At 53.6% G+C, this 22,723-nt stretch carries 16 protein-coding genes; 1 reads left to right on the forward strand and 15 read right to left on the reverse strand.

What is annotated here, in order from left to right; translation table 11 throughout:
* Nucleotides 1-109: 109 nt before the first annotated feature.
* From galE to wbaP, 14 genes are all read right to left on the reverse strand, one after another.
* Nucleotides 110-1,123: a UDP-glucose 4-epimerase GalE gene (gene galE, locus ACK13D_RS13650; RefSeq protein ID WP_010670976.1), complete on the reverse strand. Its 1,014-nt coding sequence runs from the start codon at nt 1,121-1,123 to the stop codon at nt 110-112.
* A 42-nt stretch (nt 1,124-1,165) separates the two neighbouring features.
* Entirely contained in the window at nt 1,166-2,068 is a 903-nt protein-coding gene (gene galF, locus ACK13D_RS13655) for a UTP--glucose-1-phosphate uridylyltransferase GalF (protein ID WP_010248118.1), read from the reverse strand.
* Nucleotides 2,069-2,346: 278 nt separating this feature from the next.
* On the reverse strand, nt 2,347-3,687 hold the full coding sequence (locus ACK13D_RS13660; RefSeq protein ID WP_010248120.1) for a lipopolysaccharide biosynthesis protein: 1,341 nt from the start codon (nt 3,685-3,687) through the stop codon (nt 2,347-2,349).
* Nucleotides 3,684-4,907, reverse strand: a complete 1,224-nt coding sequence (locus ACK13D_RS13665) for a glycosyltransferase (RefSeq protein ID WP_010248122.1) — start codon at nt 4,905-4,907, stop codon at nt 3,684-3,686. Before ACK13D_RS13665 ends, ACK13D_RS13660 begins: the two co-directional genes overlap by 4 nt.
* Before the next feature lie 4 nt (nt 4,908-4,911).
* Complete coding sequence (wcaK, locus tag ACK13D_RS13670; RefSeq protein WP_010248124.1) at nt 4,912-6,174, reverse strand: colanic acid biosynthesis pyruvyl transferase WcaK; 1,263 nt, start codon at nt 6,172-6,174, stop codon at nt 4,912-4,914.
* Nucleotides 6,175-6,333: 159 nt separating this feature from the next.
* Complete coding sequence (locus ACK13D_RS13675; RefSeq protein ID WP_163798726.1) at nt 6,334-8,550, reverse strand: phage tailspike protein; 2,217 nt, start codon at nt 8,548-8,550, stop codon at nt 6,334-6,336.
* An 82-nt stretch (nt 8,551-8,632) separates the two neighbouring features.
* Nucleotides 8,633-9,667 carry a glycosyltransferase gene (locus tag ACK13D_RS13680; protein WP_010670977.1) on the reverse strand — a complete coding sequence of 345 codons (1,035 nt, stop codon included), beginning with the start codon at nt 9,665-9,667 and terminating at the stop codon, nt 8,633-8,635.
* A 46-nt stretch (nt 9,668-9,713) separates the two neighbouring features.
* Nucleotides 9,714-10,466 (reverse strand): glycosyltransferase family 2 protein, encoded by a 753-nt coding sequence (locus ACK13D_RS13685; protein WP_010670978.1) that lies wholly within the window; start codon nt 10,464-10,466, stop codon nt 9,714-9,716.
* A gap of 69 nt (nt 10,467-10,535) precedes the next feature.
* Nucleotides 10,536-11,453: a glycosyltransferase family 2 protein gene (locus ACK13D_RS13690; protein WP_031591361.1), complete on the reverse strand. Its 918-nt coding sequence runs from the start codon at nt 11,451-11,453 to the stop codon at nt 10,536-10,538.
* Nucleotides 11,454-11,581: 128 nt separating this feature from the next.
* Complete coding sequence (locus ACK13D_RS13695) at nt 11,582-12,718, reverse strand: EpsG family protein (RefSeq protein ID WP_010248137.1); 1,137 nt, start codon at nt 12,716-12,718, stop codon at nt 11,582-11,584.
* A gap of 277 nt (nt 12,719-12,995) precedes the next feature.
* Nucleotides 12,996-15,173: a tyrosine-protein kinase Wzc gene (gene wzc, locus ACK13D_RS13700; protein ID WP_010248139.1), complete on the reverse strand. Its 2,178-nt coding sequence runs from the start codon at nt 15,171-15,173 to the stop codon at nt 12,996-12,998.
* A gap of 12 nt (nt 15,174-15,185) precedes the next feature.
* A complete protein-coding gene (locus ACK13D_RS13705) occupies nt 15,186-15,620 on the reverse strand; it encodes an arsenate reductase/protein-tyrosine-phosphatase family protein (protein ID WP_010248142.1) in 435 nt (144 codons plus the stop codon).
* Nucleotides 15,621-15,629: 9 nt separating this feature from the next.
* Nucleotides 15,630-16,769 carry a polysaccharide export protein gene (locus ACK13D_RS13710; protein ID WP_010248145.1) on the reverse strand — a complete coding sequence of 380 codons (1,140 nt, stop codon included), beginning with the start codon at nt 16,767-16,769 and terminating at the stop codon, nt 15,630-15,632.
* 287 nt (nt 16,770-17,056) lie between these two features.
* Nucleotides 17,057-18,490: an undecaprenyl-phosphate galactose phosphotransferase WbaP gene (gene wbaP, locus ACK13D_RS13715; RefSeq protein WP_022625020.1), complete on the reverse strand. Its 1,434-nt coding sequence runs from the start codon at nt 18,488-18,490 to the stop codon at nt 17,057-17,059.
* Between the two features lie 795 nt (nt 18,491-19,285).
* Here wbaP and ACK13D_RS13720 point away from each other — a divergent pair.
* Nucleotides 19,286-20,857 carry a TerC family protein gene (locus ACK13D_RS13720; protein WP_010670979.1) on the forward strand — a complete coding sequence of 524 codons (1,572 nt, stop codon included), beginning with the start codon at nt 19,286-19,288 and terminating at the stop codon, nt 20,855-20,857.
* 30 nt (nt 20,858-20,887) lie between these two features.
* On the opposite strand, the gene asmA is transcribed toward ACK13D_RS13720, so the two are convergent.
* Complete coding sequence (gene asmA / locus ACK13D_RS13725) at nt 20,888-22,711, reverse strand: outer membrane assembly protein AsmA (RefSeq protein WP_418796623.1); 1,824 nt, start codon at nt 22,709-22,711, stop codon at nt 20,888-20,890.
* Nucleotides 22,712-22,723 lie beyond the last annotated feature (12 nt).

Genomic DNA, 22,723 nt, shown 5'->3' on the forward strand with positions numbered 1-22,723 from the left:
GTCACAATCTGGCATTGAGGTGAGGAGAGTGAGCAGGAATATGCAATTTCTCTTAATGCAGGCACAAAAAAACCCGGCCTGAGCCGGGTTTTTTTTATTTCATCGCAGACTACCGAAACCCATCCGGGTTCTTGCTCTGCCAGTTCCACGTATCGCGCATCATCTCATCGATGCCGCGCGTCACGCGCCAGTCGAGCGTGGTGTTTGCCAGTGACGCATCGGCCCAGAACGCAGGCAGGTCGCCATCGCGACGTGGCTTGATCTCAAACGGGATCGCCTTGCCGGACGCCTTCTCAAACGCTTTGATCATCTCCAGCACCGAGAAGCCTTTGCCGCCGCCCAGGTTAAAGGCGGTGTAGCCCTCAACTTTGCTCAGATAATCCAGTGCTTTCAGATGCCCTTCCGCCAGGTCAACGACATGGATGTAGTCACGCAGACAGGTGCCGTCTGGCGTATCGTAATCACCGCCAAACACGCCCAGCTTCTCCAGACGGCCAATCGCAACCTGTGCAATGTACGGCAGCAGGTTGTTTGGGATACCCGCCGGATCTTCACCGATTTCGCCTGACTCATGCGCGCCAACCGGATTGAAGTAACGCAGCGCAATCGCCTTGAACTTCGGCTCCGCTTTGGCGAAGTCGCGCATCACGAATTCGGTCATCAGCTTAGAGGTGCCGTATGGACTGGTGGTGCCGCCAATCGGGGTGGTCTCAACGTAAGGAACCGGGGCATCTGCGCCATAAACGGTTGCTGATGAGCTGAAGATAAAGTTCCAGACGCCGGCATCACGCATCTCTTCCAGCAGCACCACGGTGCCCGCGACGTTGTTCTCGTAGTACTCCAGCGGCATACGCGTAGATTCACCGACGGCTTTAAGCGCAGCAAAGTGGATCACGGCTGAAATGCTGTTGGATGCAAACAGGTCACGCAGACAGGCGCGATCACGGATATCGCCTTCAACGAAGGTCGCTTTTTTGCCTGCCAGTTTCTCAACGCGGTTAATCGCTTCGCGTGAGGCATTGCAGAGGTTATCCAGAACCACAACATCATCACCGCGCTGCAACAGCGCCAGTACCGTATGGGAGCCGATATACCCTGCTCCGCCCGTGACTAAAATTGCCATGTGAGCTCCTTTCAATCTGCCGCGCAGGACGCGGCAAATAAATTACTGTTGTTTTGCGAGGATGGTCTGGATAGCTTCGCGGAAATCGCGACCCTGCGCGTTGCTGCGCAGGCCGTAAGAGACAAACGCCTGCATGTAACCGAGCTTACGACCGCAGTCAAAACTGTGACCGGTCAGCAGCGAAACATCAACGGTTTTATGTTTGCTCAGGCTGGCGATGGCATCGGTCAGCTGGATACGGCCCCACGCGCCTGGCTCAGTGCGCTCCAGTTCGGCCCAGATATCAGCAGAAAGGACATAGCGGCCTACCGCAGCCAGGTCAGAGTTCAGTCCGGCGGTATCTTCAGGCTTCTCAACGAAATCGGTAATGGTGCTGATATCGCCAGGGTGATCAATCGGCTCTGCAGTGGTGATTACCGAGTACTCAGTGAGATTGGACGCGGGCATATGCTGCGCCAGGACCTGGCTGTGGCCGGTCTCTTCAAAACGGGCAACCATTGCTGCGAGATTGTAACGCATGTGGTCAGCGGTGGAGTCATCCAGCAGGACGTCTGGCAGCACGACCACAAACGGATTATCACCGATCATCGGACGGGCACAGAGAATCGAGTGGCCCAGACCCAGCGGCTGCGCCTGGCGCACGTTCATGATAGTCACGCCTGGCGGGCAGATAGACTGCACTTCGCTCAGCAGCTGACGCTTCACGCGCGCTTCAAGCAGCGCTTCGAGCTCATAGGTGGTGTCGAAATGGTTTTCTACGGCATTTTTCGATGCATGCGTGACCAGCACAATCTCTTTAATACCCGCGGCAACACACTCGTCAATGATGTACTGGATCATCGGTTTGTCGACGACAGGCAGCATCTCTTTCGGAATGGCTTTAGTCGCAGGGAGCATATGCATACCGAGGCCCGCAACCGGGATTACTGCTTTAAGCTTGGTCATATTTATTCCGTTTAATAAAATGAAGATGTGGGTCGATTATGCAGGATCGGCCGGAAGAGCAAGTATAATCTTTATCTGAAAATCGGACAGTAACTCTCTGTCATAACTTGGAAATTCGGCATTTTGCCCATTGCCAGCAACGGCATAAACTGAATAAAGACAATCAGTAATCGAATATCGCCTCTGTTATTTCCACCCCTGGTCGCCGCGCGGCTGAGACCAGCCATAAATGAAAACGGGCGACCCTGAGGCCGCCCGTTGATATAACGCAATTGTGATTACAACCAGCCTTCAAACCACTCTGGCATCACAAACAGATTAAAGTGATTCACCAGCAACATTATGCCGACAAATACCACCGACACCGCCACCCACTGTCGGGCATAAGGGATAAACCGAATGCCAATCACCGGCTTGATAAAGAATGGATGAGCCAGTGCCGAGATCAGAATCTGCGAGATGGAAAGCGTCAGCGCCACATAGAGCACGTTCGGCCAGATAAAGGTGGTTGCCAGCACCGCCAGAACCACAATACTCGCCACGATGTTCCAGTAGAACTCAACGTTGGTCCGTCCGTTGGCCTGGGAAATTGCCCCGGTCAGTCCGCCCATCGGCCGCAGCATACCAAACAGCAGCATCAGCGGAATCAGGTGATAGACCTGCTCGTGGGATGCGCCGTAGAGCACACGAACGATAACCGGCGAGAAGATGCCAATCACCAGGTACATCGCGCTGCTGAACAGCATAATCCCCAGCGTGCCTTTGAGGAACAGCTTCTTCAGCTGCTCGGCATCGTGCTGCTTCTCTGCAAAGCGCGGCAGTGCCAGACGGTTAATCACCGGCGTCACCAGCTTCAGCGGTTGCAGCACCAGCTCTTTCGCCAGCGAGTAGACACCCAGCATCTCTGCGCCCATCACTTTACCGACCACCAGCGCATCGGCCTGGGTTCGCAGCTGGTTAATGGTCTGCGAGCCGAGCTGATAACTGCCGTAGCGAATCGCGCCAATAAAAGTCGCTTTATCGAACTCCCAGGTCGGACGCCACGACTTCTCACCCAGCGCAATCATGCAGAGGATGCGGGTAAAGGCGTTGATGAACAGACCGAGAATCGCCGCCGCTACGGTGAGCGAGGTGAACTCCAGCATCGCCACCACACAGAGGAAGGCAAACAGCTTGGTGCCCATCTCAATCTTCGCCAGCGAAACCATCCGCTTGGTTTTGATGTAGTGCGCCTGATACTGCGACAGATGCCCCAGCACAAGGAAGTTCAGGCTGGTCAGCATGATCAGACCCACCAGCTCCGGCAGATGATAGAACCAGGAGACCGGGAAGGCGATCAGCAGCATGATCAGGCCAGTACACAAGCTGAGTGAGACGTTCACCCAGTAGATGGTGCTCTGCTCACGACGGGTAATGTTCTGGCGATGCACCAGATAACTGCTCATCCCCATATCCTGCAGCACACCCGCCACCGCCAGGATGGCGTTGATGATGGCTAACAGACCCAGCTCGTGGGTTTCCAGTTTGCGGGCGAGAAAGCTTAGCTGTGCAACCTGCAGCACTGCCGAGAAGCAGGTGCTGCCGAACAGCCAAATCGCCTGTGACTTAAATCCACTCACACCAGTCGCTCCAGAATCTGTGCCAGTTCGCCGTAGGCGATATGCTGATTAAATTCAGTCTCAACTTTGTGACGGGCGGCCGCGACCACGGGCGCCACATCCACTTCACCCTGAGAGAGCTTCAGCAGCGTCTCCGCCAGCGCCTCAGGATCGTCCTCTTCCACCAGCCAGCCAGATACGTTGTTTTCGATCAGCTCCGGAATGCCGCTGTGGAAGGTTGAGACCACCGGCAGGCCGACCGCCATCGCCTCCATCAGTGCAACCGGAATACCTTCCATATCGCCATCTGCGGCGGTTTTGGAAGGCAGCAGGAAGATGTCAGCCTCACTCAGCGCGCGACGGATCTCCTCCTGCGGTTTAAAGCCCGGCATGCTGACGCAATCTTCCATCCCCTCGCGGGCGATGAAATCACGCATCATCTCATCCTGATCGCCGTTACCGATAATGGTGTACTGAAACTGACCGCCACGCTGCTTCAGGATGGCGCTGGCTTTGACCGCCACATCCAGCCCTTTCTTCTCGGTCAGACGAGCCACCGAAACGATACGCAGCGGCGTCTGAAACGCCTGGCGCGGCTGGAAGTTAAACTTCTCCGGCTCAATGCCCATACGCGTAACGTGAATTTTTTCCGGCGGGCAGCCCATCTCAATCAGCTTATTCTTCCACAGATTGCTGATAGGCAGCATCAGCTCACTCTGGCGGAACAGATTCACATAGTCGAGTTTGTGCTCTTCCAGAATGTGACGACGGGAAATATCGGCGCCGTGAAACACGGTCGCCTGTTTACCCTTGAGCACGCCCAGCTCACGCAGCTTGTTCGCCAGCGCACCGGCATAGCCGAAATGCACCAGGAAAACATCTGCGGTGAAGGTCTGTTTAGCATTCGCCACAATCGACGGCAGCAGCAGTTTGCTGGACTGTGCGCCATAACGGCGCACATTCAGCGAACGCAGCAGCGACGGCTTCGTCACTTTTGGCAGCACCAGCTTGATACGCTGGTTCAGCTTATCGACAATCGAGATCTTCTCTTCCGGCAGCAGATAATGCGTCTTCGCCGCCAGACCATACTCATCAAAAGCGGCATGCCGGTTCACTAAATCGCCGGGAAAGACTGAAATAATCTCCACCTCGTAACCGGCATCAATAAAGTGGGTTACCTGATTTAATACGAATGTCTCAGAGGCAACCGGGAAACGCATGGTGAAAAAAGTCAGTTTCATCACATTACCCTAATACTTTGAGAATCTCTTCAGTGATCCGGTTGCCAATTTCCCTTTCATTCGCAACGGCCGTGTCGACCTTGAGCTTGATGTTGTCGTAATCGGCAAGCACAGTTTTCACCTTGTCGATTAGCGAGCCATCCATCAGGCTTTTCACATCGGTTGCCATCTGCGGCAGACCAAGCTGGTTCATCACACCCATCGACTTGTGCTCGTAGTTAATCGCCACAGCCGGGGTGCCAAAGTTCATGGAGATAATCGCCGAGTGCAGGCGGGTACCAATGGTCAGATGACAATGATTCAGCAGGATGCCCAGTTCCAGGTCATTAAACTCATCCATAATGACATGGTAATGTTCAGGCTGCGTCACGTGGTCACGCAGGGTCAGTGCAACCATGCGGTCATCTTTGGCATAGCTGTCGATGCCGGTACAGGTTGAGAACGCCACAACCTGATAGCCTTCAGCAATCATGGCATTGATCACCCGGCCAAATGCCGCTTCATACTCTTTCTGCGTCACACCCAGACGTTTATCAAACGGTGCCAGTTCACGCACGGTGATCGCGATGGTTTTACGACCATCGATAATGCCCTGCCAGTAGAGCAGGTTATGGCTTGGATTTTCGACTTCGCGTGCCCGCACCAGGAAAGCGGTATCAACGCCAGACGCGACTTTAGAACTGGTCACGCCATCGCGCTTCATCAGGTCAAGACTGACCGATTCACGCAGCACCAGGCTGTCGACCCGATCAAAGACAAAGTTTGCCAGCGCATTGACGCGCGGGTTCTGGAACGGCCCCACCGAGTGACCGATCAGGTAGATCGGCTTTTTCGCCATCAGCGCACAGAGGGCATGGTCAAACTGGGTCACACCATAGAGGTCAACGAAGAACGATCCGCCAACCTGAATAATCGCATCATATTTTGCCAGACTGTCAGTAAACGCCTTCAGGTGCGGGGGTACAGCGAACGACTTAAAGATCCCGCCCTTGCCCAGATGCGCCATCATGATATCAGGCATCAGGCGGTTCGCGACTTTACGCTTGAACGAACCGACCAGACCTTTACCTGATTTGCTGTTGTGCAGATACAGCGCATCCTGCTTAATATCCTGCTGAAGCAGATAACCGGAGCTGGTTGGATAACGGCTTATAACATCAATTTCTAAATCACTGCGTGCAGACTTCATTGAATCAATCAGTCCACGAAGAATCGCGCCATCCCCGCGATTTCCACACGTATGGTTACCCACCAATAAAATTTTCATAACAACTCCGAATGAATTTTTTTAATTCTGTAAGCCGCCCAGATCCGCAATGGGCAAAATGAACTCTGTTTAAAGTAATGCTTTACGGGATAACGCACCCAAAGGTAGTGCTCCTGTTAAAACCGGCCGCCTCCATTGTGGCGGCCGTGATGCAAGGGATTACGACTTGATTGCGAAGTAAGGCAGTGCGACCTGTTTGCCGTTGATCACGACGGAAACAAAGCCTTCTGGCTTGCTGGTATCGACCTGATCGGCGGAGAGCGGACGGGAAGCCATCAGCAGGTCGCCCTGTTCATTAGCGCCCACGCCCGCTTTGCCGTTGTGCAGGCTGAAGCGCTGCGGCGCGCGTTTAGTCGCGTCGCCCGCCGGAGGATTGCCCTTCTCCATCTTCGCGTTAACGCGCGCACAGCGACCGGTGACAAAGCGATCTTTACCGGTGGTTTTCACCAGCACGGCCACCGACGGCGTCCAGCCTGCCAGTTTGATGAAGATGCGGACATCGGTGTCATGCTCAGCCACATAGCGCACATCGACAATCGGGCTGCTGCCTTCGGCCGACCAGCTCGCTTCAGAGCGATCTTTTTTGCGCTGTACATGGATCATCGCGCGGCCACCGGTGGTCTTGTCACCGATCAGGTCCATCAGCGGCTTATCGCCACTGCCGTTGCTGAACTGCGACTGACCAAAAATTTCGATCTCCCACGAATCACCCACGGTCGGGGAGTAGAGACTGCCGAGATCAAACCAGGTTTCCTGATTCGTGTTGTTCTCTAAACGCCAGCGCGAGGTGATGTAGTTGTACTTCAGGCTGCCATCGAGCGCGACGCCATAGGACTCCACGCGGGTCGATCCCATCTCCCAGATGCTGAGCAGACGGTCGCCCTGCATAGAGTTGTCGATCCAGCTGCCCGACTGGAGGCTGGTCTGCCGCATATTCAGGCGCGTGTTATGCGCGATCAGCGGATTCTTACAATCCTCCAGACTCAGCGCATCGACAATCCACTGACCGTTGGAGAGATCGCCCGGGTTATCACAGTGCTCAATCCAGCCATTATGGATAATCGACTGGCCGCAGCGCGGCAGATTGAGGACTTTGCCACCACGACAGTACTGCGCATTAAAGTTCGACAGCTCAATCGCGGTGCTGTGGTCCCATTTGCCCTGCTTCTGACCTGACCAGCCCGATTTGATCACATCGCCGCTACAGCGTGAGGCGTACCACTGGTCGATTTTACAATCCAGAGTATCCTGCAGGCTGATGGCGGTGCCGCCAACTGCGTTAAAGCGCAGGCAGGCACCACGGAAATATTGTCCGCCAGGGCAGTTGTTATGGAAAAAGCCCTGCTTGTTGGGGCTTTTATCGCTGTTGCCGTTAAAGTTCAGGTTGGAAAGCTCAACCCGACGGGCATTCATCTCAAAGACGAACTCTGACTTACCATCCGAGACAATCGTGGTCGCCGGGAAGTAGCCGAAGTTTACCATCGCACCGGACATGCGGAAGAAGTTGAGATACTTATCGCCAAGGTTACAGGCTGAGACCATGAAGGTCCCGGCCGGGAACTGGACGCAGATCTGCTGGTTAGCCTGCTGTGACCACTGGAACATCGCCATAATGGCGGGTGCCGTATCGGTTTTGCCATCGGCAATCGCACCGAAATCAAACAGGGTCAGGCGGTTAAAATCGTCTACCACGCGACGCCAGGAAAAGCCCTCACCGGCAAAGTTTACGCCGCCATCATTCTGAGCGGGCTGGAAGCTGCCGACAAACTCGCCGCCGCCGACTTCCCGTCCTTCATGCCAGCTTTTCAGCTTAACCTTGGCGCCTTCAAACAGCGGACGGGTTTTGCGTAACTCCGCTACGGACGGGATCTCACCAATCAGCTGATAACCCGCTGGCTGTGCCAGACGCTGGCTGAAATCTGCAGCGCCCGGACGGCTGACATCCGCGATGTTGAACAGCGTCTGACCGCTGCTGTCTTCAACTGCCATCGAATGCGACGGATTGGCAATCAGCGCAGCATTGTCCTGAATAAACTGGGCAAAGTTACCTTTGTTCAGCGCGATAGGCTGAGCAATCTCCGACACTTTGCCGCTGGCATCACGCAGGAAGACCGGGATCTGGTTGCCCGGTTTGCTGGCATCTGCACCCGCTTTACCAATCCAGAGTTTGCCTTCAAAGCCCTGCCAGAACTGCGGCGGCATGGCGTAGACATTTTCCGGGGTCAGAATTGGCACGTCGCCTTTAGGCACGTCAGTGGCATCAACCGGCTTCAGGGCGATACCGTTACTTTTTGCAGCGTAGCTGGAAAAGGTGCTCACGGAGAGAGCCCCCACCAGAGCGGAGGCGGCGGTCTGTAAAACTTCTCTTCTTTTCATGCATCAATTCCCGTAGTCAATAAGGCCATTGGCCATGGCGGTGTCCCTGAGGCACGTCGCAAGTGAGCTTTTCCAGCTCCGGTTAAACCAGTGACAGCCAGCTTTGCTTAATCTGATTACCGTCGAATTTCAGCGCGGTCTGTTTCGTTTTTTCGCTCATGGCATAGAACAGCGCGTCATCGCTGGCGAGCTGCTCCATTCGGGCCAGAAACGTGGCTTTGTCGTTCATCGGAACCAGGAAACCATCTTCACCGTGATTGATGATCTCCTGTGGACCGGTCGGGCAGTCATATGCCACTACCGGCAGTGACCAGGATTTTGCTTCCAGCAGCACCAGTGGCAATCCTTCGTAGCGCGAGGTCATCAGCGCCATATCGCTGTCGCGATAGTAGTCGTTGATATTGCTGACCTTACCGACAAACTTCACGCTGTCGGTGATGCCCAGCACCGCCGCCTGGTCATGCAACTGTTGACGCAGTTCACCGTCACCGGCAATCACCAGCGTCCAGTCAGGATGGCTGCGGGCGAAGTCGCGCCAGATATCCAGCATCAGGTCAAAGCCCTTCTGGTTATCCAGACGGCCTACGGCCAGCGCCTGGCGATGACGGGTCTGGCGCTGATAGTCTTTGTAAACCACCGGGTTGGGGATTTGCTTGCTGGGAATGCGCCAGCGGCTGAACACCTGATGATCTTTGTCGGTCAGAACAATCACGCGGTCGTAGTAGCGCAGCAGCAGAAACTTGAGGAACTTAATCGGTTTGCTGAAGGAGTTAATGGCGATGTGTTCGCAGGCGTAGGCTTTGCCCCGCTTCTTCTTCATCGCCAGCAGATTCCAGAACGCGAACATCACGCTCAGGCGACCCATGCTGATCAGGAAGACGGTATCAAAGCCCTCTTCGTGAATCCGGGCAACCGCGCTTTTGATCGGATTGCTCTGCCCTTCAAAGCTGACGATCTGTTTGACGTGCTCAAACGGGTAAAAGGTTTTTCCACTGCCTTCCAGCGAGTAGATGGTGACTTCATGGGTCTCGCCAAGACACTCTGACATGAAGTTACAGATGTTCTCGGTGCCCGCATACGAATAAGCATCTTTGATCACCAGGACAATTTTTTTCATGAAACGCTATCCACCTCAAATTTTAAAGACAATCCTGCCGACAGGCTTAACGATGCTTAAGGGTAAACAGCACACCATTCACCATATACCAGGCGTAATAGTAATAGATTTTTAAAGGATTGTTTTTATAGATAATTCTTAATAATTCAAGGTGCCACTGGGCCGCTTTGTTCTTATTACGGGAAAGGGAATCGCCTAATTCGTAATAGTTGACCAGAATCGTCTGAATTACGCGCGCCTGCTTATAGCGGGTGAATAATTCATACAAAAACAGGAAATCTTCGTGGCCTTTGCGCTGGAAGAAAAGCCCCTGCGGCGGACGGCGGAAACAGACGGAGGAGAAGCAGACGCGATACTGCTTCTTCACAAAGTTTTCCTGCTGCAGGTAAGGTTTGCCGTAGGTAATGTCGTGCTCAGCCTTGCGGGTTTTATAGTGATATTCGGTAATCACAAAATCATCGCCGGCCGCGATGGCAGCGACCTGCTGGGTCAGCTTATCCGCATGCCACTCATCGTCGCTGTCGAGAAAGGCGATAATCTCTTCAGTGGCCGCGCGCAGCCCGACATTTCGGGTCTCTGCTGCGCCCATGTTGACCGCGTTATCCAGAATGGTAATGCGCGGATCCTGACAATGCTCACGCACAAATTCCAGCGAGTCATCGGTCGATTTATCGTTGACCAGATAGAGATGCCAGTCGGTATAGTGCTGATTGATAACCGATTGCACCGCGCGTAACACCGTCTGACGTGCATTATACATAGGCATGACAATGCCAACGGTTCCAACAGAAGTATTCATCTTCAACCCTGAATTAATCGTAAAAAGAGTCGCTCCTGGCATCAGGAGCAGAGCGAGGCGCGGCGCGCGTCAGGAGATCGCTTTCTCACCGCCGAAACGTGCTCTGACCTTGTCTTTAACCCGGTTCATGAAATAAGCACGGTTGTCTTTGTTGGTGAGGAAGAAGTAGCGCGCGAAGCTCAGGCTCGCCATCAGCGACTTACCATCCATCTTGTAGCGCAGCGGCAGCTTAAAAGCTTTGTAGGTGTGGATGTCACGCGGGGTCAGATGCGGCTTCATGCTATCGAGCCAGAACATCGAGTAGTTCACCGATTCGCCTTTGTGTTTCGAGCCAAACTTAGTGACCAGATGGTAGTTCGCCAGCGGTGCGGCGATCATCACAAAGTCATAGCCCATGCGGTCGGCACGTATGCAGAAATCGTAGTCCTGATGACGGATGTAGCGGGTATCGAACTGAATTTTCGCCGCGTCTTCCCGCTTCAGCACAATGGTGCTGGTCTGGATAAAGCCGTAGCAGCCGAACAGATACTCCGCGACCGTTTCATTTTTGCCTGGCGGCTGCATCGGCATCACTTTCAGGAACGTGCCATCCTGATAGATATTCACCTGGCTGAAAATGACGAAATTCTTTTTGCCCTGTGCGTCCAGCTGAGCAATTTTTTCGCTCACCTGCTGCAGTTTGTCCGCAGCCCACTCATCATCGGCGTCAAGGAAGCTGACATAGTCACCGGTCGCCAGCTCAATGCCTTTGTTACGTGCACCGGCTCCGTTGAGTTTGACCTCGGAGAGCACCAGATTGATATCGAGATCCCGGTAACGTTCGCTGCGCACCACATCCGCCAGCGCGGCGGCATCCGCAGATTTATCATCAACGATGATGACTTCGAAATTGCGATACGTTTGTGCTTTAACGCAATCCAGCGTCGTGACAATCGATTCTGACGCGTTATAAGCCGGAATTACGATGGAGAAACGAATGTCCTTCATTGCCAGCACCTCATTAAAGTAGTTCAAAAATAAACAGTTCATTCGACAACGGTCGATGAAAAACCTGTGTTCTGACCGACGACCGCCCCTGGGTGAAACTCGTCATCCAGAGGCGGTCGTCAGATTGATTAGTGGATCAGCCAAAACTCCCGCGCCACTTCATAACCGGTAACGGCCTGTTTGGTTGAAATGGTGTTGTAGTAGAGGTAATAGAGCAGGAAGAACACCAGCATGGCATACAGCGCTGGCTTCCAGGATCGCCTTGCCTGATAAATCAGCGAGGTCAGGATGATCGGCTCAACCTGCTGCAGATAGTTGGACAGGCGCGAACCTGACGGGAAGTTGTACAGGAAGATCCTGATCGCCCCGCCGATGGCAAAACTTAAAATCAGCAGATAGTTAAGGCGATACTGGGCGTAATTCTCGCGCTTCAGCTTATCGGTCAGCATGAAATAGAAGAAGACGAACACCAGCATGATGTTTTTCAGGTTCGATACGGCCAGGATGCTGCCACCCATTGCATAGGAGGGGTCATTGTTATAGCCCGATGCCCTCTCTCCCAGCGATCCCAGATGACCGGCAATCAGGGCAATAAAGCCCGAGCCACCCACAACCGATAGCGGCAGACTGGCAACGATGATAATGACCGGCCACCAGCGCCAGTCCCGGATAAACAGGAACGGCACAAGCGTCACCACCATGACACCGGTGTTATGGCTCGTGAACGACAGAATAAAGAAGGCAAATGCCCACCAGTAGCGCTTGAGATAGATCGACCAGAGAACGCCAAGGAACAGCGCAGAACTCAGGCCAAAGCGAATCTGGTTAATGTCTTTGTTGATAAAGATGTGCGCCGAATAGAGCACCAGCGCCAGCACCGGATACGGAGACATCTTCCTGAAAAACCAGGTATTGATGGAAACTGCAATGGCGCAGAAGACAAACAGGAAGATGCTGGCATTGTGCGAAAACAGGCTGGTGAGCCAGGCCATCGCAAAAATCAGCGGTTCGTAACGGAAAAACGCAACGGTATTAAAGAAGCCATTAATCTCAATACGTCTTACAAAGTCTTCGAAGAAGCTCCGGTACTGAAAGTCATCCATGCCGGTACCAAGACCGCGTATTCCCCCGAAAATAATCAAAGTCACGGCGGCAAAACAGAGTAGCCAGGTCAGAATATAATTTGTGCGTTCGTCTTTTTTTAGCGCTATTTCAAACAGCGAAAGCAGCAGTAAAAAGCCTGATACATACCAATATGGAGCCATGGTGTGATTCCTTAATTCCACAAGTTCTCATGCCAGCAATAATCACGCTTCGCCTTACCGACTGGCTTTACAGCGAGTCTGATTGCACGGTCACAAATTGCGTGCGGGCGATGCCTGCTGGTGATGAATTCTGTTGAGTGACGCTCGCCATGCGATTTATAGATGTATCGCTTTTGTGGGTTTGGACAGAATAACCTGTGTAAATTGATGCGTGTCGTCATTCAAAGGGACGATAAAAAGGGGCGGTCAGACCGCCCCCTGTTTTATTGCTCAATGATCAGCTTTTGTTCGTCTTGCCGTAGTCATAGGCGTAGTAGTCATACCCATAGCCATATGCATTAGCGGCTTTACGCACCACGGCGTTGAGGATCACACCTTTAATCTCAATACCGTTCTGGGCAAAGCGCTTGAAGCTGACGTCCACTTCTTTGGTGGTGTTGGCTTCGAAACGCGCCACCATCAGTGAGGTACCGGCCAGCTTACCGATGATAGAGGCATCGGTGACGGCCAGGATTGGCGGCGTATCGATTAACACCAGGTCGTAGTTCTTGCTCGCCCACTCCAGCAACTCACCCATGCGACGATGCATCAGCAGCTCAGACGGGTTCGGCGGAACCTGACCACGTGGCAGGAAGTCGAAACCGTACACGCCCTGCTGAATCAGTGCCGGGCTGAATTCAGTTTTACCGGACAGCACGTTGGACAGACCTGATTTGTTATCTGCGCCCAGCAGTTCGTGGGTATAACCACGACGCATGTCGCCATCGATAAACAGAACACGCTGACCCGCTTTCGCGACCAGGGTCGCCAGGTTGGCACAGATAAAGGTTTTACCAATACCCGGGCTGGCACCGGTGATCATCAGGATGTTGTTTTTCGCTTCCATCATCGCGAAGTGCAGGCTGGTACGCAGGCTACGAATCGCTTCGATGGAGAGGTCAGTCGGGTTACCCAGCGCCAGCAGCGTTTCGTGCGGATCGGTTTTCACCTTGCTGCCACGACGCGCCAGGGCTTCGGTATCCTTCTTACGCTGCCAGTCTGACAGTGGAACGCTGGCATAGACATTCATGCCCAGCTCTTCCAGCTGATCCGGGTTCTCGATGCCGTGATGCAGCAGCGCTTTCAGCAGAACCAGACCCACTGACACGAACAGACCGAAAATCAGGCTCGCGGCGATGATCAGCAGCTTCTTCGGTGCAACAGGCGAGTTAGCAGTCTGCGCGCCATCGATGATGCGGACATCACCCACGGTGCTCGCTTTACTGATACCCAGCTCCTGCTGACGGTTCAGCAGCTGCATGTAGATCTCCTGACCAGACTGAACGTCACGGGTCAGACGCAGGATTTCCTGCTGAGTCTGCGGCATGCCAGCAATTTTCTTGTTCAGCTGAGCCTGCTCACCTTCCAGCGTTTTGCGTTTTTCAAGCAGCGCGCGATACGTCGGGTGATCTTTGGTAAACAGCTGAGAGACTTCGGCTTCACGGAAGGTCAGTTCGTTCAGCTGACTCTGCACGCTGACAGAGGAGTCCAGAGCGGATTTCGCTTCCAGTGACAGGTCAACAGATTCGTTCTGACGACGGAAAGTGTTCAGCTTGTCTTCCGCTTCATCCAGCTTGCTGCGCACGGCAGGCAGCTGAGTGCGTAAGAACTCCAGGCTTTTCTCTGCCTGCGCTGACTTGCGCTCAACGTTCTGTAACAGATAGTTATTCACAATCTGGTTCAGCACTTTACTGATCTGCTCTGGATCTTCACCCAGATACTCCAGACCCAGCACGCCGGTATCTTTACCTTTGTCTGCCACGGTCAGGTTAGAGAGCACTGAACGGATCGCCTGCAGGTTATTCAGCTTGGTCACGGTGAAGCTGGTGCCTTCATCAGCGTGAATCTCGCTGACCAGCATGCTGATGTCGCCGTGCGACTCCAGCTGGCCGACTTTACCTTTGAACAGCTCATCGCCATCTTTTGAGACGGTGTAGCTATCCGGACCGGTCACTTCCAGTTCAACGTTACGTTTGTCGATAGTGCGTGGGATTTCCAGGCGCGAAATCGCGATACTGGCGGGTTTGTTGCCCATCAGGCGCGACAGACCTTTACCGATAACCGGGAAATAGTTCTGCTCAACGACGGTATCCAGACCCAGATCGTCAACGGTTTTGCCGATGACCATACGGGATTCCAGAATCTCGATTTCCGTATCAGAGGCTGGTGTCGGTGGCAGAATGCTGTCAATTTCGTTCAGAACGGTGCTGGCATTCTTCTGCTCAACCTGAACTAACGCATCTGCGCTATAAATGGGTGTTGCAAACAGTGTGTAGAGTGTTCCCGCCAGCATGAAAAAAGCGGTAACGGCAACAATGATCCAGCGATGATCAATTAGCTGTCCCACAAGATGCGCCAGATCCCATCCATTCGAATCCTCTCCCGGCGCGGTTCTGACCTTATTTTTTATATTCATGGATAATCCCAACTATCGGCTTAATACGTTCACCCACTTCTGGGTAGCGTTTTCCAGTAATCCGTAAATCTCTTCAAAGGCCTCACGGCTTTTTCTGTACGGATCCGCAATTTCTTTCTGATTGAGCCAGTGCCCAAGCAGCATGGTTTTGCCACGCGCGGCCGGGTCGATGCGATTCACCTGTTCAATATGTCGCTTTTCCATCACCAGAATCAGGTCAACGTTGCGGCACATCTCTGCCGTCAACTGTTGCGCCTCATGTCCTTCCAGCGACAGACCCTGCGCAGCAGCGACTTCAGACGCCGTCTTGTCGGCCGGGTGGCCGACAAGCGCCCCCAGGCCGGCAGAGCGAACGTCTAAATCAGGCAGCGCACGTTTAAACAGGCGCTCTCCGGTAGGAGAGCGGCAGATGTTGCCAACGCAAACGACTAACACGGACTTAATCATGATGGGACCTTAATTACCCCAGGTACGGATACGCGATGCGGCCTGTGTTGCATCGTTGATACCTGCGATGGTCGGTATCAACTGTCCAATCACACGGTTCCAGCGCGTCAGCGGCGTAGAGGTGACATAAACGATGTCGTAAGGCTGGAGCTGGAAATCGGTTCCCATCACCATGGATGCCGCATCTTTGGTGTTCAACTGATAGATGTTGGCAATCTTGTTGCGATCGGTGCCGTGCAGTGGACGGATAACGAATACACCGGTGGCGTCAGAGGTGGTTTGATCCATCCCGGCCGCATTGCCCAGTGCTTCCGCCAGCGTCATGCCGCTACGGTCCATTTTCAGGGTGGTCTGCTGCTTCACTTCACCCATCACGAAGATTTTCAGATCATCGTTACGCGGAACGTAAAGAATATCGCCTGGATAGAGGAGGTGGTTCTGGCTCAGGTCACCATTCTGCATCAGTGCCTGCAGAGAGATGCGCTGTTCACGCCCGTTGTGCGTCAGCACCACGTTGCGCCAGTCAGCATCAGCGGCCAGGCCGCCAGCGGCGTTGATCGCATCCAGCACCGTCAACGGAACGTTGGTGATGGGCTGCTGACCAGAAGTGGTCACTGAACCCGTCACATAAGTTTTCTGTGATTTGAACGAGGCGATGCTGACATCAACCTGTGGGCTTTCAATGTACTGAGCCAGACGACGTGACACTTCGTCACGCACTTCGCCGACGGTACGGCCCGCTACACGCACACGACCGATGTAGGGATAGAAAATGGTGCCGTCAGAATGCACCCAGTTACCGGTGTCGCTGGCGCTACGGTACTGACCCGCTGGGGTGGTCAGTTCCGGGTGGTCCCAGACCGTTACGGTCAGGACATCGCCCACACCGATGCGGTATTCGTAGTTCTGAATTTCGTTCTGCAGGGCAGGATTCGTCTGAGCCACCAGTGGCTTCGGACGCATCCTTTCAACCAGTGAAGGCGTTAACGGGAAGACGTTGACATATTTATCGATGTCAAAGTTGCTATCCTGCTGTTCAACAACATCTTTTCCTGATGTAGAAAGGTGAGAACCTGGTTCGATCGTACACCCGCTAAGGAATGTGGCGGATACCAGCAAGGGTATCAATTTCATTTTGATTGTAATCATTTAGATCTTCGCTATCAGTTATTTATTGATAGAGGCGAAACCGCCGCTGTGTAAGCGTCCAACAAAAAGTAAATCCTACCTGACTTAAGCACTGAACCTGTCGTTCATTATCCTTGCTCCACTTGTTATAAGTAGCGGCCATCTACCAGGGTGTACCCTGAACGCCACGCATCATAGCGGACTATGGATGCACAGCGATATCCCTGATGATGGCCACTATCAACGACACGCCTGACAACGGCAAAACACCTCTGAGCGCGCATTAACGCGCTCATTCCGACTCACGATTAATAGGCACCATCGCGTTTCAACACCACGCCCACTGTTTTAAACAGAATCGCGATGTCGTTCCACAGTGACCAGTTTTTCACGTACCACGAGTCGAAATAGACGCGGGTTTCATAGTCAACATCATTACGACCGCTGACCTGCCACAATCCCGTCATGCCTGGCTTTGCCATCAGGTAATAATCAACATCACCGGCATAACGACAGAGTTCATCTTCAATGACCGGACGCGGTCCGACCAGACTCATATCACCGCGCACCACGTTCCAGAGCTGAGGGAGCTCATCGAGGCTTGTTTTACGGATGAAGTGGCCCACTTTAGTAATACGTGGATCATTTTTGAGTTTGAAATCTTTATCCCATTCCGCACGGGCAATCGGATCAGTGCGCAGCACCTCTTCCAGCACTTCTTTTGAATTAATGACCATCGAGCGGAATTTCAGGCATTTGAATTTACGGCCATTCATTCCCACACGCTCGTGACCATAAATCGGTGGTCCACCGTCACGACCCACCAGGAAGCCCAGTACCAGCAGCGCTGGCATCAGCATCAGGATAATCGAGAGCGCACCCACGATATCAAATGCCCGCTTCAGGAAGCGCGACGTGCGTTTGGCCAGGTTGTTCTGAACCCGCAGGATCATCACTTCATGGCTGAAGATATAGGCCATGTCGGTACCGTAGAGCGGTACACCACGCAGGGTTGGGATCACTGACACTGAACGGCAGTTGTGCATCGCCAGCGATTTAAGCCAGACATCACGGTACTGACTCTGCTCATACTCAACGGCAACGATAAACTGCGTTTCGCTGTTGGTGAGGCTCCAGAGCTCCTGCTCGTCGCGCAGCACCGGCACGCCGTTCATGATCTCCTGCGGACAGGTTCCATCAACGTCATAGAAGGCGATAACGTCAAAACCCATGACCTCTTCGCTTTGCAGTGCCTGCCAGGCTTCGTGCGCATTTTTGCTGCTGCCGATAATAATGGTCTGTTTTTTCCACAAGCCATTTTTATTCAGCAGACGTTTAGAAAGCGCGCGGCAGGTCGGAATTAAAATCAGCGCCAGGATCCAGGTCAGTAACCAGACGAAACGCGACATCTGCCACTGCGACAGGGCGGTAATCGACAGGTCGATAACAGAAAATATAAGAATGGTACGAAAAACTTCTTTTAATTCGAACCAGAAAGGTTTGCGGTAAGTGTAGTGACGCAGCCTTACCCAGAACCAGCCAATACAAATTACCGACAGACAAATGTGTGTGGCAATTTTTAAATTCATTTCTTTTTCAGAAATATCTGCCAGCGGCGAATCTGACTGCAAATTAATTAGCATCATCGCCAAAAATAACGCTGCGTTGAAACAAATTAAGTCTGAACATGCCAGCATTAATTTGGTAATAAGACTTTTAAACGTAAATTCTGTATCGCGCATATTTAACTCTTTATTTTATTTCCTTAAACCCGCAACGGCTATCGCCTGTTTAATCATTAAGCGACGAAACCTCTCCAGAGTGAGCCGTTTCTAAGGGGAGCTCCTGCGGCGTTTACGCCAATGATCTTAACCATGAAACCAATAATATCGTGATGAATACCAACAGATTACTCTGACTTAACCACCGCCAGCGCTGCTCACTTTATCAACAAAAACGCGATTCGGGCACGCTACCGCCCTTGGCTGTCGCTGCCAATATCGCTGTCATCATTCATAATGCTCCCCGTAATGTGTTAGCGTTACCGCAACGCATCATACAGACGTTCACAGGCGAATTACTCATTCGTGACATTGCGATTAATGTCGAATAGGTACGCAGATTACGACTCTGGGGCAGAGTTTGCTAACTTGTTGCTATACTAGTTATTACTGGCTTGTTTACAAGCAGGTCCCGCCATCCCTGGACTATTTTAGGAAAAAGACTACCAGCAATTAGTATTGAGGCCTGACGGGCAGTGCAATCCTTTCTTCACAATTCGGATTAATGCCATACTCCCGATGAGATAAATCGCATAAGCCCGACAGGTGAATATCTCTTTCCTGTCAGCTAATGACTAAGAATTATCTCTACTGCGCCCTGTGAAGTTAATCAAAGCGTCACACTATTATGTTCATATTTTGCACGATATAGCGCGGTTATCTGAGAACATGCCCCCTGCCCTGCCATTTGTACGTGGCTTCGCACTCCACTATCATCAGAGAAAACTCAATTTAAGACATTCAGGTGAACAACGCATGCTGGAGGTAATTGCAGATCCCTCGCTATGGGCGGGATTAGTAACGCTAATCGTTCTGGAACTGGTTTTAGGCATCGACAATCTGATCTTCATCGCCATCCTGGTGGAGAAGCTTCCAGGGCCGCTTCGCGACCGCGCGCGCGTGATTGGACTGCTGCTGGCGTTATTGTGCCGATTATTGCTGCTGGCATCGCTTTCGTGGCTGGTTACGCTGAAAGAACCCTGGATTACGCTTATGGGCCACCCCTTCAGTGCGCGCGATTTACTGCTGCTGACAGGGGGGATTTTCCTGCTATTTAAAGCCACCACAGAGTTGAATGAGCGTCTTGAAGGGGGTGATGAGGCGTCCGGTCAACAAAAAGGCGGCGCTAAATTCTGGCCGGTGGTGGCGCAAATCGTGGTGCTGGATGCCATCTTCTCGCTGGATGCGGTGATTACTGCCGTCGGCATGGTTAATGACTTACCGGTCATGATGATTGCGGTCACCATCGCCATTCTGCTGATGCTGCTCGCCAGCAAGCCGTTAACCCGCTTCGTGAACAACCATCCTACGATTGTGATCCTCTGCTTAAGCTTTCTGCTGATGATCGGCTTCAGCCTGGTGGCGGAAGGCTTTGGTTTTGTGATTCCCAAAGGCTACCTCTATGCGGCAATCGGCTTCTCGGTGGTGATTGAGGCACTGAACCAGCTGGCGCACTTTAATCGTCGTCGGGTGCTGTCGGCCGGTCGTCCACTACGCCAGCGTACGGCGGAAGCGGTGTTACGCCTGCTGCGCGGCGCGGCAGAACCGGCGGAGCTGGATGCGAAAACTTCGTCACTGATTGCTGACAGCGATGACAGCATGCTGTTTAACCGGCAGGAACGGGTGATGATTGCCCGCGTACTGGGCATGGGTCAGCGCCACATTAACAGCATCATGACCTCTCGCCACGACGTCGAACATATCGATCTCAGTGATGATCCGGCAGAGATTATGTCGCGCCTCGACCGCAACCAGCACACGCGAATACTGATTACGGATCACTCCAGCGAACCGCTGGGCGTGGTTCACGTTATCGATCTGCTGCACCAGTCACTGCACCACAATTCCCTGGATTTACGCGCCCTGATTCGACAGCCGCTGGTCTTTCCTGAGCGGCTGACGGTGCTGCAGGCGCTTGAACAGTTTCGTCAGGCCCATACTCACTTCGCCTTTGTGGTTGATGAGTTTGGTTCGGTGGAAGGCGTGGTGACGCTGAGCGATGTAATGGAGACCATCGCCGGCAATCTGCCGAATGAGGCGGGTGAAATCGATGCTCGCTACGATATTCAGATTCAGGATGAAGGTCACTGGATTGCTAACGGTCATATGCCGCTGGAAGATCTGGCGCTCTATGTGAAATTGCCGCTCGATGAGCAGGGTGACTATCATACGCTGGCGGGATTACTGATGGATAAGCTGCAACACATCCCTCAGGAAGGCGAAGTGTTGCAACTGGGTGACTATCTGCTGCGAACGCTGCAGGTCGAAAATCATCGGGTGCAGAAAGTCGAGATCCTGCTGCAGCCCGATATCAGTTACGAGGTCTGAGTGGTTAGCTGGCAGAAGGGAATGCGCCCGCTACGGGCGCATGATTTTCTTCAGGTTCTCTTTGTTCTCGCCCTCTTTCTGGCGATCGATCCACTGATTCAGCCGTGATTTCGCCTCACTCTGCAGCCGGTTACGCAGAACGTCATCCACCGGCAGAGAGTATTGCAGGCTGTCCCAGCGACCATACATGCGCAGCGGAACCGGCTGACTGGAGAGCGCCTTCACCAGCGCATCATCGCCACGCCAGCCGCTGATTTTCAGCCCCAGGGTCATATCCAGCTGTTGCTGCACCATGTCAACTTTGCCCGCACCCTGCAGGCCCAGATTCTGTCCGTTGCCATTGATATCGCTGAAGCTGAGTACGCCCTTATTCAGCGCCACCTGTGCGCTAATCGACTCAATCCCCTCATCCACCGCCTGATCGCTGCTGACCTTATCGCTGACCCGCGCCACGGCACGCTGCACCATCTGCTGCAGATTCAGCTGTGCCAGCTTCAGGTTGCTGGCGCTGATGGTCGCCCTGCCCTGCCAGCGACGTTTGGCTGCTTCGACCGTCAGCGTATCGCCCGACAGGTCGCCATCCAGACTCAGGTTCCCCTGCACACTTTCCGGCAGTTCAAACGCTTTAAGCAGCGGCTGAATCGCAATTAACCGGAGTTGGGGTTTAAGGCTGACCCGCGTCTCTGGCTGACGGATATCGATACTGCCGGGAATTGAGAAGCTGCCATTGCCCAGCTTGCCGCTGAGCGTCTTCAGCGTCATCACTCCCTGCTGATTGCTGGCGTTCACCGAAAGACTGGTCAGAGAGAGTCCGCGCCATACCGCATTGTCAGCCTGTAACTTCAGCGCCAGATCCAGGTCATTCAGCGGAGAGTCGGCGTTGGTGCGTTCCCGCGGCGCAGCAATCACCGGCGAACGGGCCACGGTGGCGTGCTGCACGCCAGGTACGTCAGAGACGGACGCACTGGTGAGTAAATTATCGACGTTAAGGTTGCTGGCTTTCAGATCCAGCGCCAGCTGCTGCGGTGGCGCAATATGGCCACTGCCCTGCCCGGTCAGGGTGCTGTCATTGGCGGTGAGCTGCAGATTACTGAAGGAGAGCTGCTGGCGGTCACCATCCCACTCGCCCTGCAGGCTCAGCGAGCCTTTGATCCCCTGTGCCGGAATATCGGCGCCGGACAACGTGTAATCAAGCTGCTGCAACTGGCCGCTGAGGCGATGGGGATATTGCGCGGCATCCAGCTGGCCTTTTAGATTCAGTGTGGCGTTGCGCTGGTTGCGCATCAGCGTGGTGCTCAGCGACAGCGTCGCCAGCTTGTTCGCGTCCTGTTCCATATTAATGTTGAGGTCGCGGAAATTATACTCGTCGCCGCCTGGCTGCTGCCAGATCAACAGACTGTCTGCTACCCGCAGTTTAGCGATATCGAATGACCAGCCGCTGGAAGGCGAAGCCGGCTCCGCATCACGCGGACCCTGGGGCGCATTTCTGGCACGCTGCGCGCGGCTATCTGGCGTCACCCGCACTATCGCATTTTTCAGCATCACCTGGCTGACGCTGAGCTGATGGGATAACAGTGGCCAGAGATCAACATCCAGCCGCATGTTTTCCGCCGAGACCATCGGCTGGCTGGCACCCGGCGCGGTCAGGCTCATCCGGCCGGCCAGAATGCTGAGCTGAGGCCAGACGTGCCAGCGCAGATCGCTGCTGACCTCAAGGCGATAACCACTGCGTTGTTCGACCTGCTGCACCATATAGGCACGAAAGTCGTTGGGATTGACCAGCAGCACCAGCGCGCTCATTCCCGTTACGACCACCACTAACAGGATGGCCAGCGTGGTTATCACTCTTTTCATTACATCCTCAGA

The sequence above is a fragment of the Pantoea sp. K16 genome (assembly GCF_048452805.1).
GTDB lineage: Bacteria > Pseudomonadota > Gammaproteobacteria > Enterobacterales > Enterobacteriaceae > Pantoea > Pantoea agglomerans.

What these genes read in the sequence shown, in the direction of transcription:
- asmA (WP_418796623.1), bottom strand. Translation starts at nt 22,711, where the DNA reads ATGAAAAGAGTGATAACCACGCTGGCCATCCTGTTAGTGGTGGTCGTA.
- wbaP (WP_022625020.1), bottom strand. Translation starts at nt 18,490, where the DNA reads ATGCGCGATACAGAATTTACGTTTAAAAGTCTTATTACCAAATTAATG.
- ACK13D_RS13675 (WP_163798726.1), bottom strand. Translation starts at nt 8,550, where the DNA reads ATGAAAAGAAGAGAAGTTTTACAGACCGCCGCCTCCGCTCTGGTGGGG.
- ACK13D_RS13665 (WP_010248122.1), bottom strand. Translation starts at nt 4,907, where the DNA reads ATGAAACTGACTTTTTTCACCATGCGTTTCCCGGTTGCCTCTGAGACA.
- galF (WP_010248118.1), bottom strand. Translation starts at nt 2,068, where the DNA reads ATGACCAAGCTTAAAGCAGTAATCCCGGTTGCGGGCCTCGGTATGCAT.
- ACK13D_RS13690 (WP_031591361.1), bottom strand. Translation starts at nt 11,453, where the DNA reads ATGAAGGACATTCGTTTCTCCATCGTAATTCCGGCTTATAACGCGTCA.
- ACK13D_RS13685 (WP_010670978.1), bottom strand. Translation starts at nt 10,466, where the DNA reads ATGAATACTTCTGTTGGAACCGTTGGCATTGTCATGCCTATGTATAAT.
- wzc (WP_010248139.1), bottom strand. Translation starts at nt 15,173, where the DNA reads ATGAATATAAAAAATAAGGTCAGAACCGCGCCGGGAGAGGATTCGAAT.
- ACK13D_RS13695 (WP_010248137.1), bottom strand. Translation starts at nt 12,718, where the DNA reads ATGGCTCCATATTGGTATGTATCAGGCTTTTTACTGCTGCTTTCGCTG.
- wcaK (WP_010248124.1), bottom strand. Translation starts at nt 6,174, where the DNA reads ATGAAAATTTTATTGGTGGGTAACCATACGTGTGGAAATCGCGGGGAT.
- ACK13D_RS13705 (WP_010248142.1), bottom strand. Translation starts at nt 15,620, where the DNA reads ATGATTAAGTCCGTGTTAGTCGTTTGCGTTGGCAACATCTGCCGCTCT.
- ACK13D_RS13710 (WP_010248145.1), bottom strand. Translation starts at nt 16,769, where the DNA reads ATGATTACAATCAAAATGAAATTGATACCCTTGCTGGTATCCGCCACA.
- galE (WP_010670976.1), bottom strand. Translation starts at nt 1,123, where the DNA reads ATGGCAATTTTAGTCACGGGCGGAGCAGGGTATATCGGCTCCCATACG.
- ACK13D_RS13720 (WP_010670979.1), top strand. Translation starts at nt 19,286, where the DNA reads ATGCTGGAGGTAATTGCAGATCCCTCGCTATGGGCGGGATTAGTAACG.
- ACK13D_RS13680 (WP_010670977.1), bottom strand. Translation starts at nt 9,667, where the DNA reads ATGAAAAAAATTGTCCTGGTGATCAAAGATGCTTATTCGTATGCGGGC.